This window comes from Sneathiella chinensis (genome assembly GCF_012720115.1).
GTDB lineage: Bacteria > Pseudomonadota > Alphaproteobacteria > Sneathiellales > Sneathiellaceae > Sneathiella > Sneathiella chinensis.
This window is the reverse complement of record NZ_VNWN01000004.1, coordinates 438,335-451,380: the sequence shown is the minus strand read 5'-3', so window position 1 is coordinate 451,380 and position 13,046 is coordinate 438,335. Positions and strand designations below refer to the sequence as shown.

Annotated in this window: 16 protein-coding genes; 5 read left to right on the top strand and 11 right to left on the bottom strand. The window is 57.5% G+C overall.

Features of this window, described 5'->3' with window-relative positions:
- Window positions 1-38: 38 nt before the first annotated feature.
- From thiL to glyA, 8 genes are read right to left on the bottom strand one after another with little or no spacing between them, the layout of a single operon-like run.
- Window positions 39-1,037, bottom strand: a complete 999-nt coding sequence (thiL, locus tag FQB27_RS08715; RefSeq protein ID WP_169560560.1) for a thiamine-phosphate kinase — start codon at window positions 1,035-1,037, stop codon at window positions 39-41.
- A complete protein-coding gene (gene nusB, locus FQB27_RS08710) occupies window positions 1,038-1,517 on the bottom strand; it encodes a transcription antitermination factor NusB (protein ID WP_169560558.1) in 480 nt (159 codons plus the stop codon). It lies immediately after the preceding gene.
- The gene (gene ribH, locus FQB27_RS08705) at window positions 1,514-1,978 is read right to left on the bottom strand and encodes a 6,7-dimethyl-8-ribityllumazine synthase (RefSeq protein ID WP_169560556.1); all 465 of its coding nucleotides are present in this window, start codon (window positions 1,976-1,978) and stop codon (window positions 1,514-1,516) included. Before ribH ends, nusB begins: the two co-directional genes overlap by 4 nt.
- 4 nt (window positions 1,979-1,982) lie before the next feature.
- Window positions 1,983-3,101, bottom strand: a complete 1,119-nt coding sequence (ribB, locus tag FQB27_RS08700; protein WP_169560554.1) for a 3,4-dihydroxy-2-butanone-4-phosphate synthase — start codon at window positions 3,099-3,101, stop codon at window positions 1,983-1,985.
- A complete protein-coding gene (locus tag FQB27_RS08695; RefSeq protein ID WP_169560552.1) occupies window positions 3,098-3,694 on the bottom strand; it encodes a riboflavin synthase in 597 nt (198 codons plus the stop codon). The genes ribB and FQB27_RS08695 overlap by 4 nt, the downstream gene beginning before the upstream one ends.
- Window positions 3,695-3,700: 6 nt before the next feature.
- Entirely contained in the window at window positions 3,701-4,822 is a 1,122-nt protein-coding gene (gene ribD, locus FQB27_RS08690) for a bifunctional diaminohydroxyphosphoribosylaminopyrimidine deaminase/5-amino-6-(5-phosphoribosylamino)uracil reductase RibD (protein ID WP_206374469.1), read from the bottom strand.
- The gene (gene nrdR / locus FQB27_RS08685; protein WP_169560550.1) at window positions 4,806-5,267 is read right to left on the bottom strand and encodes a transcriptional regulator NrdR; all 462 of its coding nucleotides are present in this window, start codon (window positions 5,265-5,267) and stop codon (window positions 4,806-4,808) included. The genes ribD and nrdR overlap by 17 nt, the downstream gene beginning before the upstream one ends.
- A gap of 58 nt (window positions 5,268-5,325) precedes the next feature.
- Window positions 5,326-6,621, bottom strand: a complete 1,296-nt coding sequence (gene glyA / locus FQB27_RS08680; RefSeq protein ID WP_169560549.1) for a serine hydroxymethyltransferase — start codon at window positions 6,619-6,621, stop codon at window positions 5,326-5,328.
- A 409-nt stretch (window positions 6,622-7,030) separates the two neighbouring features.
- Here glyA and FQB27_RS08675 point away from each other — a divergent pair, with 409 nt between their 5' ends.
- The gene (locus FQB27_RS08675; protein WP_169560548.1) at window positions 7,031-7,498 is read left to right on the top strand and encodes an aminoacyl-tRNA deacylase; all 468 of its coding nucleotides are present in this window, start codon (window positions 7,031-7,033) and stop codon (window positions 7,496-7,498) included.
- 82 nt (window positions 7,499-7,580) lie between these two features.
- Here FQB27_RS08675 and FQB27_RS08670 read toward each other — a convergent pair whose 3' ends face one another.
- On the bottom strand, window positions 7,581-7,823 hold the full coding sequence (locus FQB27_RS08670; RefSeq protein WP_169560547.1) for a DUF6898 family protein: 243 nt from the start codon (window positions 7,821-7,823) through the stop codon (window positions 7,581-7,583).
- 146 nt (window positions 7,824-7,969) lie between these two features.
- Here FQB27_RS08670 and FQB27_RS08665 point away from each other — a divergent pair, with 146 nt between their 5' ends.
- From FQB27_RS08665 to FQB27_RS08655, 3 genes are all read left to right on the top strand, one after another.
- Complete coding sequence (locus FQB27_RS08665) at window positions 7,970-9,166, top strand: acyl-CoA dehydrogenase (RefSeq protein ID WP_169560546.1); 1,197 nt, start codon at window positions 7,970-7,972, stop codon at window positions 9,164-9,166.
- Between the two features lie 152 nt (window positions 9,167-9,318).
- Window positions 9,319-10,083: an SDR family oxidoreductase gene (locus FQB27_RS08660; RefSeq protein WP_169560544.1), complete on the top strand. Its 765-nt coding sequence runs from the start codon at window positions 9,319-9,321 to the stop codon at window positions 10,081-10,083.
- A gap of 43 nt (window positions 10,084-10,126) precedes the next feature.
- Entirely contained in the window at window positions 10,127-10,729 is a 603-nt protein-coding gene (locus tag FQB27_RS08655) for a DUF2238 domain-containing protein (protein WP_169560543.1), read from the top strand.
- Window positions 10,730-10,790: 61 nt separating this feature from the next.
- On the opposite strand, the gene FQB27_RS08650 is transcribed toward FQB27_RS08655, so the two are convergent.
- Window positions 10,791-11,585, bottom strand: a complete 795-nt coding sequence (locus FQB27_RS08650; RefSeq protein ID WP_169560541.1) for an enoyl-CoA hydratase/isomerase family protein — start codon at window positions 11,583-11,585, stop codon at window positions 10,791-10,793.
- Window positions 11,586-11,654: 69 nt separating this feature from the next.
- Between FQB27_RS08650 and FQB27_RS08645 the strand changes: the two genes are divergently transcribed.
- Window positions 11,655-11,951 carry a DUF1330 domain-containing protein gene (locus FQB27_RS08645; protein WP_169560539.1) on the top strand — a complete coding sequence of 99 codons (297 nt, stop codon included), beginning with the start codon at window positions 11,655-11,657 and terminating at the stop codon, window positions 11,949-11,951.
- Window positions 11,952-11,973: 22 nt separating this feature from the next.
- Here FQB27_RS08645 and FQB27_RS08640 read toward each other — a convergent pair whose 3' ends face one another.
- Window positions 11,974-13,044, bottom strand: a complete 1,071-nt coding sequence (locus FQB27_RS08640) for an enoyl-CoA hydratase/isomerase family protein (protein WP_169560537.1) — start codon at window positions 13,042-13,044, stop codon at window positions 11,974-11,976.
- Window positions 13,045-13,046 lie beyond the last annotated feature (2 nt).

Genomic DNA, 13,046 nt, shown 5'->3' with positions numbered 1-13,046 from the left:
ATATAAGGAAGGCATAAACCGCTTTTTCCAAATACCCCCTAAAAATGTGTCCAGCCGGCGCGGTCAAAAACCACTTCCGCACCGGATTTGTCAAACCCCCTGACCCCGGCCCCCTCCACCACCGTGCCAACGGCCGTGATCGAAAGGTTCAGTTCAGAAGATATCGCCTCTATCTCCCCCGCCAAGTCTGCAGGGGCTGTAAAGGCCAGTTCATAATCATCCCCGCCGGTGACCAGACGGGCAACCAAGGCAGGGTCTGCTTCTGTCAGGGGTCTTGCCGCATCCGACAAGGGCACCTGATCCAGATACAGATTGATCCCCACACCGGACACCTCCGAAAGATGCCCAAGATCCGCGACCAGACCATCCGACACATCCAGACAGGCCGATGCAACATTCCGCAACCTTTGGCCCAGTGCCAGACGAGGGCGGGGCAGATGATACCGGCCTTCCAGATATTCCGCATCGGTTTTCGAAACCGCACCTGCCGGCAGCTTGCCCGTCAGGGACATCAGCCCCAAAAACCCGTCCCCTATGGTACCGGAAACATAAACCGTCTCGCCGGCAGTCGCCCCGCCGCGCCGCAGCGCCGTTCCGCGTGGCACCCGGCCGAGGGCTGTCAGGGTGAAGGTTTTCGGGCCCGGTGTCTTGACCGTATCGCCGCCCAGCAGGGCAATCCCAAATTCTTCCTGATCCTGCCGCAGCCCGTCGGCAAAGCGCTGTATCCACGCATCGTCGCAATCCGGGCTCCATGCTGTTGCCAGCAAATATCCGGCGGGCGCTGCGCCCATGGCTGCAAGGTCGGACAAATTGGTTCGCAACAATTTTCGCGCCACAAGGTCGGGGGCGTCCGTTTCCAGAAAATGAACGCCCGCAACCAGCGCATCCTTTGTCAGGACCAGCTGCTCCCCTGCCGGCACATCCAGAAGCGCGGCATCATCCAACAAGTCAAGCGCCCCTGGCATCGCGGATGCCAGAGGCGCAAAGGCCTGACGGATAATGTCAAACTCGCCGGATGTTGAGCCGGTTTTGGTCATTTATTCGAATTCGGCAGAACGCATATCGCGGGCGAGCCGATCCAGAACACCATTGACGAAGGACGGTTCGTTCCCCCCAAAGAAGGAGCGGGCCAATCCCACATATTCGGCGATGACCACCTTGGCCGGGAAATCAATCCGCGCCATCAGTTCATAGGTGGAAACACGCAGCAGGGCCTGCAACACCAGTTCCAGCCGCTCCAGCTTCCGGTCCTTGTCCAGAACGGCGGAAATGGCGGCATCAATCTCACCCTGTCGTTCCGATGCACCGATCACCAGATCACGGAAAAACGTCTTGTCCGTATCCTTGAACTGGACACCGTCTATCTCGGCACCAAGGCGGTGAGTCTCAAACTCGGAAACGACCTCGTGGGGGGATTTTTGCTCCAACCCCATCTGGTAGAAGGCCTGAACCGCGTTCAACCGGGCCAGCCGCCGCCGGCTGTGCTTGTCACCGCGCTTATCGGATTTGCTTGTCATCGTGGGAATAGTCCGAAATGTTCTTTAACTGACAACATGTCAAGGGCCGCCTGCGCCGCAGCGCCGCCCTTGTCTTTTTCTTCCTTGCGGGCACGTGCCCAGGCCTGAGCCTCGTTCTCACAGGTAATGATCCCGTTTCCAAGGGCAAGGCAGAATTCAGTGGACAGGTCCAGAAGGCCGCGGGCGCTTTCCTCGGAAACCGTGTCATAGTGGGAGGTCTCACCGCGGATCACACAGCCGAGCGCCACATAGGCATCAAACCGGCGCCGTCCGCCCATGAATTCCATGGACTTGACCGCATAGCGAACCGCCGCCGGAATTTCCAGACAGCCCGGAACCCGAACGATTTCATAGGTGGCATCCACCCCGTCCAGAACCGTCTTCGCCCCGTCCAGCAGAGCATCAGAAATATCGCGGTAGAAATCCGCCTCCACGATCAATACATGAATATTGTCACTCATACTCTTATCCTTTTGCCGTGATCGGCCGGGTTTCCACGATCTTCAGACTATAGCCTTCCAGGCCGATAATATGCCGCTCCGTATTGGACAGCAGGACCATTTCCCGAACGCCAAGATCCAGTAGAATCTGCGCCCCGATACCATAGTCGCGCAGGTCCGGGTTTTCCTTGACCGGCTTGCCCAGCTTCTTGCGAACCCGATCGGACAAGGCCATCGGGCGCGGCTCGCGGATCAGGACCACAACACCCTTGCCTGCCTCGTTGATCTGCTCCATCGCGTCATGCAGCATGTCCGGGTGCTCGTCGCTTTCCCCCAGAACATCGCCCAGCAGGTTCAGGGCATGCATTCTGACCAATGCTGGCTCGTCAGCGGTAATGTCCCCTTTGACCAGCGCCACATGCTCTGCATATTCCGGTTTGTTGGAAAACACAATCATCTTCCAGTCACCGCCATATTTACTGGAAATGTCGGTTTCCACTTCCCGCGTGATCAGGCTGTCATGACGGCGGCGATAGGCGATCAGGTCGGCAATGGTTCCGACTTTCAAGCCATGCGTTTTTGCAAACTCGACCAGATCGGGCAGACGGGCCATGGTCCCGTCATCGTTCATGATTTCGCAGATGACACCATACGGCATCAGGCCGGCCAGCCGCGCAATATCAACGGCGGCTTCTGTATGGCCGGTGCGGCGCAATACACCGCCTTCGCGGGCGACCAGCGGGAACACATGCCCCGGACTGACAATATCCTGCGCGCCTTTTGAATGGTCGATGGCGACAGAGATGGTATGCGCCCGGTCGGCAGCGGAAATACCCGTTGTCACCCCTTCCCGCGCCTCGATGGAGACGGTGAAGTTGGTGTGCAGGCGGGAGGCATTGGACTGCGCCATCAGCGGCAGTTCCAATTCGTTGATCCGCTCTTCCGTCATGGTCAGACAGATCAGGCCGCGCCCGTATTTCGCCATGAAATTGATAACGTCCGGGGTCGCCATCTGGGCCGGGATCACCAGATCCCCTTCATTTTCGCGATCTTCCGCATCCACAAGAATGATCATCTTGCCATTGCGGGCATCATCCAGAATATCCTCGATCGGAGAGAGGTATTGTTTATAGCTGTCGCTCATTTCTTGTTTTGCACCTCGGTCATCCGTGCCACATACCGCGCCAGCACATCGATTTCGAAATTGATCCTCTGGCCTTCCTGCACAGTCCGGAAAGTTGTGTGGGCCTTGGTATGAGAGATAATATTGACGGTAAAGAAGTCATCCCCCACCTCGTTGACGGTCAGTGAAATGCCGTCCAGTGTCACCGAGCCCTTGGCCGCCACAAAAGCCGCATAATCGGCGGGCAGCGACAAGGTCAGCTTGGTGGAATCCCCGATTGTCTCGATGGATTTCAGGGTAATCACCGCATCCACATGCCCGGTGACAACATGCCCGCCAAGCTCGTCACCCAGTTTCAGGGCGCGTTCCAGATTGACAGGCGTGCCGACAGCCCAGCCGTTCAGGTTGGTGCAGGACAGGGTTTCGTCAGACGCCTCGACCGCGAACCAGTCATCGCCCTTGTCGACAACAGTCAGGCACGGCCCGGAACAGGCAATGGACGCCCCGATTTCGATATCATCAGTATCGAAGCTTGTCTTGACCGTGATACGCGTGTCACCGCTTTTTTCGATGGCATCAATCGTGCCAACATCCGTTATTATTCCCGTGAACATGGTCGCCTATTTCCGAAGAAGGTATTTTTCCAGTTGATCCCCGCCCACCCGACGGGTCTCCAGTAATTCCAGAGAAGGCGCCAATCCGACATTTGTCAGCCCAATGGACTGAAGCGCGGAAATACCGTCCCCTCCAATGATCTTTGCCGCCCTGAACCACATCAGGTAGTCGGCCAAATGTTCTTTTACCAATGATGCCTGAAGATGGGAACCACCTTCGACCAGCAAACGCGTAATTCCGCGCTGGGCCAGCACATCAAGGGCCGTTTTCATATGGGCAAAACCGCTTTCCGATGGCTTGACCTCGATAATTTCAACCCCAAGATCGCGAAACGCTTCAAGGCGGTCCGGGTCATTGCCGGGAACGGTCACGATCCACACGGGAACCTGCCTTGCGGTTTTAACCAGTTCACTGGTCAGGGGCAGGCTCAACCGGGTATCGGCGACAATTCGAACCGGCGAGCGGTCCAAAAGCCCGTCAATCCGGCAGGTCAGGGACGGATTATCCGCAAGGGCCGTTCCCACCCCGACCATGATGGCGTCATGACTGGCCCGCAACAGATGTCCGTAGCGGCGGGCGGCATCGCCTGTAATCCATTTACTGTTACCGGTTTTGGTGGCGATCTTGCCATCCAGCGAGGTGGCCATTTTCAGGGTAACCACGGGCCGACCCGCTGTCTTGGCCAACATGAACCCTTCATTGAGGGTCCGGGCCTCAGTCTCGCAAAGGCCGGTTGTGACGGTGATCCCGGCCTGTTTCAGCCGCGCCAGCCCCTGTCCGTTGACCCGGCCATCCGGGTCCTGAACCGCCACGACCACCCGCGCCACACCGGCATCAATCAGGGCATCACAACAAGGCGGTGTTTTTCCGTGATGGGAACAAGGCTCCAGCGTCACATAGGCCGTGGCGCCCCGGGCCTGTTCCCCGGCAGCGGCCAGCGCCCCCACTTCGGCATGGGGGCGACCACCCGGTTGGGTCCAGCCCCGGCCAACCACAACCCCGTCCCGAACGATCACACAGCCAACAGCCGGATTGGGCGCCACGCGTCCAAGGCCCCGCCGGGCCAGACGAAGCGCAAGCGCCATGAATTCCGCATCAACGACGGTATGGTCAGGAGGTGACGCCACTGCTGAGTTCACCAATAAATTTCTCGAAATCCTTTGCCTCGCGGAAGTCCCGGTAGACCGAGGCAAAGCGCACATAGGCGACACTGTCGAGGTTTTCCAACCCTTCCATCACCAGTTCGCCGATTTTATCCGACGGGATTTCCTGTTCACCACTGCTTTCAAGCTGGCGGACAATCCCGTTGATCATCCGGTCCACCTTTTCCTGGTCAACAGGACGCTTGCGGGTGGCGATCATCACCGACCGCTCCAGCTTGTCCCGTTCAAAGGGAATTCGCTGCCCATTTTTCTTGACCACGGTCAGTTCACGAAGCTGAACCCGTTCAAACGTGGTGAAGCGACCGCCACACCCCGTACAGACACGACGCCGACGAATGGCCGTATTGTCTTCCGTCGGACGGCTGTCCTTTACCTGGGTTTCCTCACCGTGACAAAATGGGCAACGCATATCCTAACTCCTCAATAGGTCGGCGCCAACACCGGGCGGCGCCGACGTCCCGTCCCTATCAGATTGCCGGGTAGAGCGGGAATTGCGCACACAACTCCTTGACATCGGCCCGCACCTTCGCCTCTACCGCACTGTTATCCTCTGGGTTTGCGGCCAGTCCGTCAAGAACTTCGGCGATCAGGTCACCAACTTTCACGAACTCCTCGCGGCCAAAGCCACGGGTTGTTGCAGCAGGCGATCCAAGACGGACCCCAGATGTCACCATCGGCTTTTCCGGGTCGAACGGAATACCGTTCTTGTTGCAGGTGATGTTGGCATTTTCCAGCGCCCGTTCGGCAACGTTACCGGTCAGCTTCTTGGGCCGCAGGTCAACCAGCAGAACGTGGGTATCCGTACCGCCGGATACGATATCCAGACCATGCCCGACCAGTGTGCTGGCAAGGGCGTTCGCATTTTCAACCACTGCCGCCGCATACTGCTTGAATTCCGGTGTCAGGGCTTCGCCAAAGGCAACGGCCTTACCGGCAATCACGTGCATCAGGGGGCCGCCCTGAATGCCCGGGAAGATGGCAGAGTTGATCTTCTTGGCCAGCGCCTCGTTATTGGTGAGGATCATGCCGCCGCGCGGACCGCGCAGGGTTTTGTGGGTTGTTGTGGTAACCACATCGGCGTGCGGGAACGGGCTCGGGTGAACACCGGCGGCAACCAGACCGGCGAAATGCGCCATATCAACCATCAGGAAGGCGCCAACTTCGTCGGCAATTTCCCGGAACTTGGCAAAGTCCAGATGACGCGGATAGGCGGACCCACCGGCAACAATCAGCTTCGGCTTATGTTCCTGCGCCAGCTTGCGAACCTCGTCAAAATCGACCAGATGATCTTCCTTGCGAACACCATACTGAACGGCATTGAACCATTTACCGGACTGGTTCGGTGCGGCGCCATGTGTCAGGTGACCACCAGCGGCCAGCGACATCCCCAGAATGGTATCACCCGGCTGGATCATGGCCATGAAGGCGCCCTGGTTGGCCTGTGAGCCGGAGTTCGGCTGAACGTTGGCAAATTCGCAACCGAACAGTTTCTTGGCCCGCTCAATGGCAAGATTTTCGACGATGTCCACATATTCGCAGCCACCATAGTAGCGGCGCCCCGGATATCCTTCGGCATACTTGTTTGTCAGAACTGACCCTTGGGCGGCAAGAACAGCAGGGCTGACGATATTCTCGGATGCGATCAGTTCAATCTGGTCCCGCTGACGACCCAGTTCCTGTTCCATCGCATTGAAGACGTCGGCGTCATTCGTCTTGAGATCGGTGTTGAAAAACTTAACGTGGTTAGAGCTCTGGCTGGTCACGAAATCACTCCATTCAATTTGAGCAGGGCGCACTGACTTTGCGGTTCCACCCTGACAGGACAATCAAGCCGGGTAAAAAGGAAATTCCCCTTCCATCTCCCGAAAGGGGCGGGGTCGTCGTCAGTCAGGTCGGCTATCAACTTCAGCCCCACAATCGGCCCCGGTTCAATAGCACAACCCCCGGCGAGATCATAGGAAAGAAACGCCCATTTCCGAGAAAATTGGGGACCTGCCCCACCACCTCCCGGAACCTTCCATCTGATCCAAGTTTCCCGCTACCAAAACGCCGCAAATTTGTGTATATTAGCAATACCGAACAGAAGCAGACCTAATGCCTCTTGTTAGCGCGTTTTCCGTACCATTGTGACAGAAGTTCTGCCCCTACGCCTTCTTACGGAAAGGAAACACAATGGGAATTGCATCCTCACTTGAAAATTACATGCTGAACGCGGGCGTTGAATACGACCTTGTTCACCACAAACCTTCGATGACGGCCCAGGGCGCAGCCCGGAATGCCCATGTAAAATCGGACTGTGTTGCCAAGGCTGTGGTCCTCAAGGACGATCAGGGCTTTATCATGGCCGTCCTGCCCAGCACCGAAAAACTGTCCATCGATCAGGTCAATAAAAAGACCCATCGCCACCTTGCCCTGTCACCGGAACAGGAATTCTGCACCCTGTTCAATGACTGCGAGGTGGGGGCTGTCCCGCCGATCGGCAATGCCTATGGCATGAAGGTCATGATGGACCAGTCTCTGGAAGGGGAAACCGACATCTATTTCGAAGCCGGAGACCACGAAAATCTGGTCCATGTCACGGATTGGGATTTTGAAATCCTGATGCGCGGCGCGGAAGTGGCCAGAATCTGTCAGCACTGATTTCAGGTCTGGCATCCCCGGATGGATAAAGACTGATTAAATCAAGGGCCGGCCCGGACACGGTCGGCCCTGCTTGCCCGCGCTAGACAATGATACCGCGCCGGGGCGGGGTCTGGGTTTCTGCGGATGATTTCTCCGCCTCCCTGTTCAGAACATATTCCAGTTTTCGCACCGCCGCCATCTGCAACTCCATGCGACTGGCCGACGCAGGACCCACGATCGAAACCTCCCGAAGGCTCACAGGGTCCACCGCGGACACCTTTACCGCGTTCCCGTTCGGCACAAATTCAACGATATATCCTTCATTTTCTTGTCGGCCCGACATATTTTTCACCCGGAACAGCCTGAACAGATAAAAAGAATACCACAGCCAGCGTTGAGATTGTATATAACATCCGATACAAGCTGGACACCGCATCTGGTTCATTTTGAAAAACAATAACAGAAGTATATAGCATCGGAGATCATGCCATGAGCACCCCAAGCAACCACCGCCCCGCCTTCAATGCTGAAGACCCCTTCCTGCTTGAGGAACAACTGACCGAAGAAGAACGCCTTGTCCGGCAAACCGCGCACGATTATTGCCAGGAAAAATTGATGCCGCGGGTGCTGGAAGCTAACCGTCACGAAAAGATGGATGTCAGCATTTTCCGGGAAATGGGTGAACTGGGCCTGCTCGGCTGCACCATTGACGGATATGGCTGCGCCGGCATGTCCTACGTTTCCTACGGCCTTGTTGCCCGTGAGGTCGAGCGTGTGGACAGCGGCTACCGCTCCATGATGAGCGTACAGTCCAGCCTCGTGATGCACCCCATCCACGCCTATGGCACAGAAGAGCAGCGCCAGAAATACCTGCCCAAGCTGGCCACCGGCGAATGGATCGGCTGCTTCGGCCTGACAGAGCCGGACCACGGTTCCGATCCGGGCGGCATGGTCACACGCGCCAAGTCCGTTGACGGCGGTTATCGCCTGAACGGTGCCAAGATGTGGATCACCAACTCTCCGGTTGCGGATGTTTTCGTTGTCTGGGCCAAGACCGACGATGATGTTATTCGCGGCTTCATCCTTGAAAAAGGCATGGAAGGTCTGTCCGCACCGAAGATCGAGGGTAAATTCTCCCTGCGGGCTTCCATCACCGGCGAAATTGTCATGGACAACGTTTTCGTGCCGGAAGAAAACCTGCTGCCCAACGTCAAGGGGCTGGCCGGTCCGTTCGGTTGCCTGAACAACGCCCGCTACGGTATTGCATGGGGTGCCCTTGGCGCCGCTGAATTCTGCTGGCAGGCTGCCCTCAACTACACTCTGGATCGCAAGCAGTTCGGCCGCCCGCTCGCTGCCAACCAGTTGATCCAGAAAAAACTGGCTGACATGCAGACTGAAATCACCCTTGGCCTGCAAAGCTGCCTGCGCGTTGGCCAGCTGAAGGACGAGAACCGCGCTGCACCGGAGACCATTTCCCTGATCAAGCGGAACTCCTGCGGCAAGGCCCTCGACATTGCCCGTGTTGCCCGTGACATGCATGGCGGTAACGGCATCAGTGACGAATTCCACGTCATTCGCCACGTCATGAACCTTGAAGCGGTCAACACCTATGAAGGGACGCACGACGTTCACGCGTTGATCCTTGGCCGCGCACAGACCGGCCTGCAGTCTTTCACAGGCGCCTGATAAGCGCTCTGTCTGACACAGATACCAGAAATGGCCCGGGCATCCCCCGGGCCATTTTTTATTGTACTTGACCCCGATTGGGGTACCCTGTCCGTAAACAAGAAAAGACTGCCATACAAAAAACCATACAGGCAGCTGACAGGGAGACCATCATGAAAGTAGCAGGAAAGAATATCGTCATCACCGGCGGTGCTAGCGGCATTGGCAAGGCCCTTGCGGAACGCTTCCGGGCCGAAGGTGCCGCCGGGATTACCGTCGCCGACCTGCAGGAAGACCTTCTCAAGGAGGTTGCCGCCAGCATTGACGGGTTGGCAGTCCGCTGCGACGTTTCCAAAGAGGCCGACATCCAGAACCTTGTCGCCCAAGCGGAACAGGCATACGGCCCCATTGATATCTTTGTCTCCAACGCCGGGATTGCCCGCTATGGATGGGAGGAAACCCCCGACGAAATATGGCAGATGAACTGGGATATCCATGTCATGGCCCATGTCTATGCGGCTCGCGCCTTGGTGGACAAGATGGTCCAGCGCGGCTCCGGTTACCTGATCAACACGGCGTCGGCCGCCGGGCTCCTCAGCCAGATCGACAGCGCCAGTTACGCCACCAGCAAACATGCGGCGGTGGCCTTTGCCGAAACCCTTGCGATCCGGTATGGCGACAAGGGGGTCCGGGTGTCCGTCCTGTGTCCGCAGCAGGTCCGCACGGCCATGACCCAGAACCGGGCCGGATCCGTTTCCGACGTGGACGGTACGCTGGAGCCGGAGGAACTGGCCGATTGCGTTATCGAGACCATGGACCGGGAGGAATTCCTGATCCTGCCGCACCCGAAAGTGCTGGACTACATGCGCCGCAAAACAGCCGATTATGACCGCTGGATCAACGGCATGCGGCGCTTGCGGGACCTCTATGTAAAGTAATCCCCCCTCGCAACAGGGGTTCGCGGGAAAGGATTTTTTTGGGATGAAAATACTCTGGCTGGCGATTTATCTGGGTGTCCTGATCTGGTCGGGCATCAACCCGAAGGACGGCTTCACATGGTTTCTGGAAGTCAGTCCGGCCATCATCGGCCTGATCCTGCTGGCCGTCACCCGAAAAACCTTTCCGCTGACCCCGCTTCTCTATGGGCTGATCCTGATCCACGCGGTCATTCTGATGATTGGCGGCCATTACACCTATGCCGAGGTGCCGCTATTTGACGACCTGAAAGAGGTTTTCGGGTTTGAGCGGAACAACTATGACAAGGTCGGACATCTGGCGCAGGGGTTCGTGCCCGCCATCATTGCCCGCGAAATCCTGATCCGCCTGAACGTGGTCCCCTCCGCCGGATGGCGTACCCTGTTCATTGTCAGTATCTGTCTGGCCTTCAGCGCCTTTTACGAACTGATCGAATGGTGGGCAGCCCTTCTCAGCGGCGAGGCCGCCGAGGCGTTTCTTGGCACACAAGGATATGTCTGGGACACCCAGTCGGACATGGCGCTGGCCCTGCTGGGCGCCATTCTGGCCCTGATCACCCTGCCCCGCCTGCATGACAGGCAACTGGCAAAACTGGGAACAGGCCGATAACAGACTACCAACTTACCAATTCCAGCAATGACCGGGGCAGGCTCGCCTGCCCCGATACCGCCTAACACCCCTTGAAGCGGGGCGCCCGTTTTTCCACAAAAGCCTGAATGCCTTCGGCATAGTCTTCGGACAGGGTGGCCAGTGAATACTGATCCAGATCCATGTAACTGGTCGCATGGTTCAGGGCCGTTGCCGCCGCGGTCGCCCCCTGCTTGATCATGCGCACCGGAATGGGCGGCCGTTCCGCAATCTTTTCCGCATAGGCCAGCGCCAACTCGTACGCTGGGACACCGTCGCTCACCTCCTCGATCAGCCCCCATTTCTCGGCCCGCGCCGCGGTGATCATATCGGCGACAATACAAAGCTGTTTCGTTCTGGCCGGTCCCATCAGGTTGACCATCCGGGGAATGGATTGCCAGCTCATATTCATGCCATTGCGGATTTCTGGCACATAAAACAGGGCGTCGGGATGGGCAATCCGCATATCACAGGCCACCGCCAGCGCAACGCCGCCGCCAATACAGTATCCATCCACCGCAACCAGCGTCATGGGCTCGACCTCTTCCCACGCCTTGCACAGCTTTGGCCCAACGGACAGCATGTGACGCTTTTCCAGCATCCCGGCTTCCATCCGTTCTTTCAGGGCGGCGTCCTTCAGATCGAAGCCTGCGGAAAAATTGCGTCCGTTCCCGGTCAGGATAACCACATTTGTCTCGGTATCCCCCTCAAACGACCGGGCCGCTTCCGTCAGTTCCTTCATCAGGTCCACGGACAGGGGGTTCATTTCATTCCCCCGATCAAAACGAACCGTTGCAATCCGGTTTTTCTTTTCAATGGTAACGTACTTGTAGGACATGGAACCCCCCGTTATTGTCTTTTTTCAAGAAGACTAACACCGTTCCAAACCGGAAAGAAGGATCCTTTCATGCCCGCCTATATGGTTGCCCGTATTACCGTCAGTGACCCGGACCAGTATGAGGTCTATAAATCCCTTGCGCCGATTGCCATTCAGAAATATGGCGGCGAATACCTGACACGGGGCGGGGCCATGGAAACACTGGAAGGGCCTGAGGAAACCCAGCGTGTTGTTCTGGTCAAATTTCCCGATTTCGAGACAGCCCGCGCCTTTTATGACAGCCCGGAATACAAAAAGGCCCGCGACGCCCGTTCCGGGGCAGCCGAGGGCCAGTTTGTCATTCTGGATGGTTACGTGCCCGAATAAGGGCGCCACCTGAACTCAGACATCAGATATCCAGTTCCCCGACTTCCAGCGGCGCGAAATACGCGTCGATGTCCGCTTCATGGACGTCCTCAAGGGTGGCGGGGTTCCATTTGGGGGACTGGTCCCGGTCAATCAGGACCGCACGGGTTCCTTCATAGAATTCCGTGCCCTTGATGACCCGGTTCACCATGCGCCATTCCATTTGCATGCACTCGTCAAACTCGGCCTTGGCCCCTTCCCGCAATTGCCGGAACGCCAGCTTCAGGGCAGTCGGCGACTTGCTTTTCAGGGACGCGGCCACCCGCATCGCCCAAGCATCCCCGGCCGCTTCCAGGCTTGTCAGAATATCCTCGACCGATCCCTTCGAGAAATGCGCATCAATCTGCGCCTGCAGGACCTGAAGCGGTGCTTCCCCGGGGTCTTCCTCATAGGCCTTGATCAGCTGGTTGACCTGCACAAAGCTGTTGCCGGAAAATTCCATGGACACCAGCGCATTTTCCAGCGCCTGCAGATTTTCAGATGCCACAAACCCCGTTGTGATTTCCGCATAGACCGTGTCGGCGGCCTTCAGGCGATCCCCGGTCAGGCCTAGATACATGCCGACCTCTCCCGGACAGCGGGGCAGGAAATAGGTTCCCCCCACATCGGGGAACAGCCCGATGCCCGTTTCCGGCATAGCAAACAGGGTCTTTTCCGTTGCGATGCGATGGCTGCCATGAACCGACACACCGACACCGCCGCCCATGACGATCCCATCCAGAAACGCGATATAGGGTTTGGGGAAATGCTTGACCCTCGCATTACAGACATATTCATCGCGGTAAAACTGATAGGGGTAATCACCGCCGGACTTGCCCTCGTTATACAGCCGGACGATATCGCCGCCAGCGCAGAACGCCTTTTCCCCGGCCCCCTTCACCAAAACGGCCTGAACCGCCGGATCATCTGCCCATTCCACCAGTTGCGCGTCCAGCGCAACCGCCATTTCATGGGTCAGGGCATTCAGCGCCTTGGGCCGGTTCAGGGTAATGACACCCATCTGCCCCCGGATTTCAAAAATGATTTCTTGCTCTTGTTTTTGCTCTTCTGACATCG

What these genes read in the sequence shown, in the direction of transcription:
- thiL (WP_169560560.1), bottom strand. Translation starts at nt 1,037, where the DNA reads ATGACCAAAACCGGCTCAACATCCGGCGAGTTTGACATTATCCGTCAG.
- nusB (WP_169560558.1), bottom strand. Translation starts at nt 1,517, where the DNA reads ATGACAAGCAAATCCGATAAGCGCGGTGACAAGCACAGCCGGCGGCGG.
- ribH (WP_169560556.1), bottom strand. Translation starts at nt 1,978, where the DNA reads ATGAGTGACAATATTCATGTATTGATCGTGGAGGCGGATTTCTACCGC.
- ribB (WP_169560554.1), bottom strand. Translation starts at nt 3,101, where the DNA reads ATGAGCGACAGCTATAAACAATACCTCTCTCCGATCGAGGATATTCTG.
- FQB27_RS08695 (WP_169560552.1), bottom strand. Translation starts at nt 3,694, where the DNA reads ATGTTCACGGGAATAATAACGGATGTTGGCACGATTGATGCCATCGAA.
- nrdR (WP_169560550.1), bottom strand. Translation starts at nt 5,267, where the DNA reads ATGCGTTGCCCATTTTGTCACGGTGAGGAAACCCAGGTAAAGGACAGC.
- FQB27_RS08675 (WP_169560548.1), top strand. Translation starts at nt 7,031, where the DNA reads ATGGGAATTGCATCCTCACTTGAAAATTACATGCTGAACGCGGGCGTT.
- FQB27_RS08670 (WP_169560547.1), bottom strand. Translation starts at nt 7,823, where the DNA reads ATGTCGGGCCGACAAGAAAATGAAGGATATATCGTTGAATTTGTGCCG.
- FQB27_RS08665 (WP_169560546.1), top strand. Translation starts at nt 7,970, where the DNA reads ATGAGCACCCCAAGCAACCACCGCCCCGCCTTCAATGCTGAAGACCCC.
- FQB27_RS08660 (WP_169560544.1), top strand. Translation starts at nt 9,319, where the DNA reads ATGAAAGTAGCAGGAAAGAATATCGTCATCACCGGCGGTGCTAGCGGC.
- FQB27_RS08655 (WP_169560543.1), top strand. Translation starts at nt 10,127, where the DNA reads ATGAAAATACTCTGGCTGGCGATTTATCTGGGTGTCCTGATCTGGTCG.
- FQB27_RS08650 (WP_169560541.1), bottom strand. Translation starts at nt 11,585, where the DNA reads ATGTCCTACAAGTACGTTACCATTGAAAAGAAAAACCGGATTGCAACG.
- FQB27_RS08645 (WP_169560539.1), top strand. Translation starts at nt 11,655, where the DNA reads ATGCCCGCCTATATGGTTGCCCGTATTACCGTCAGTGACCCGGACCAG.
- FQB27_RS08640 (WP_169560537.1), bottom strand. Translation starts at nt 13,044, where the DNA reads ATGTCAGAAGAGCAAAAACAAGAGCAAGAAATCATTTTTGAAATCCGG.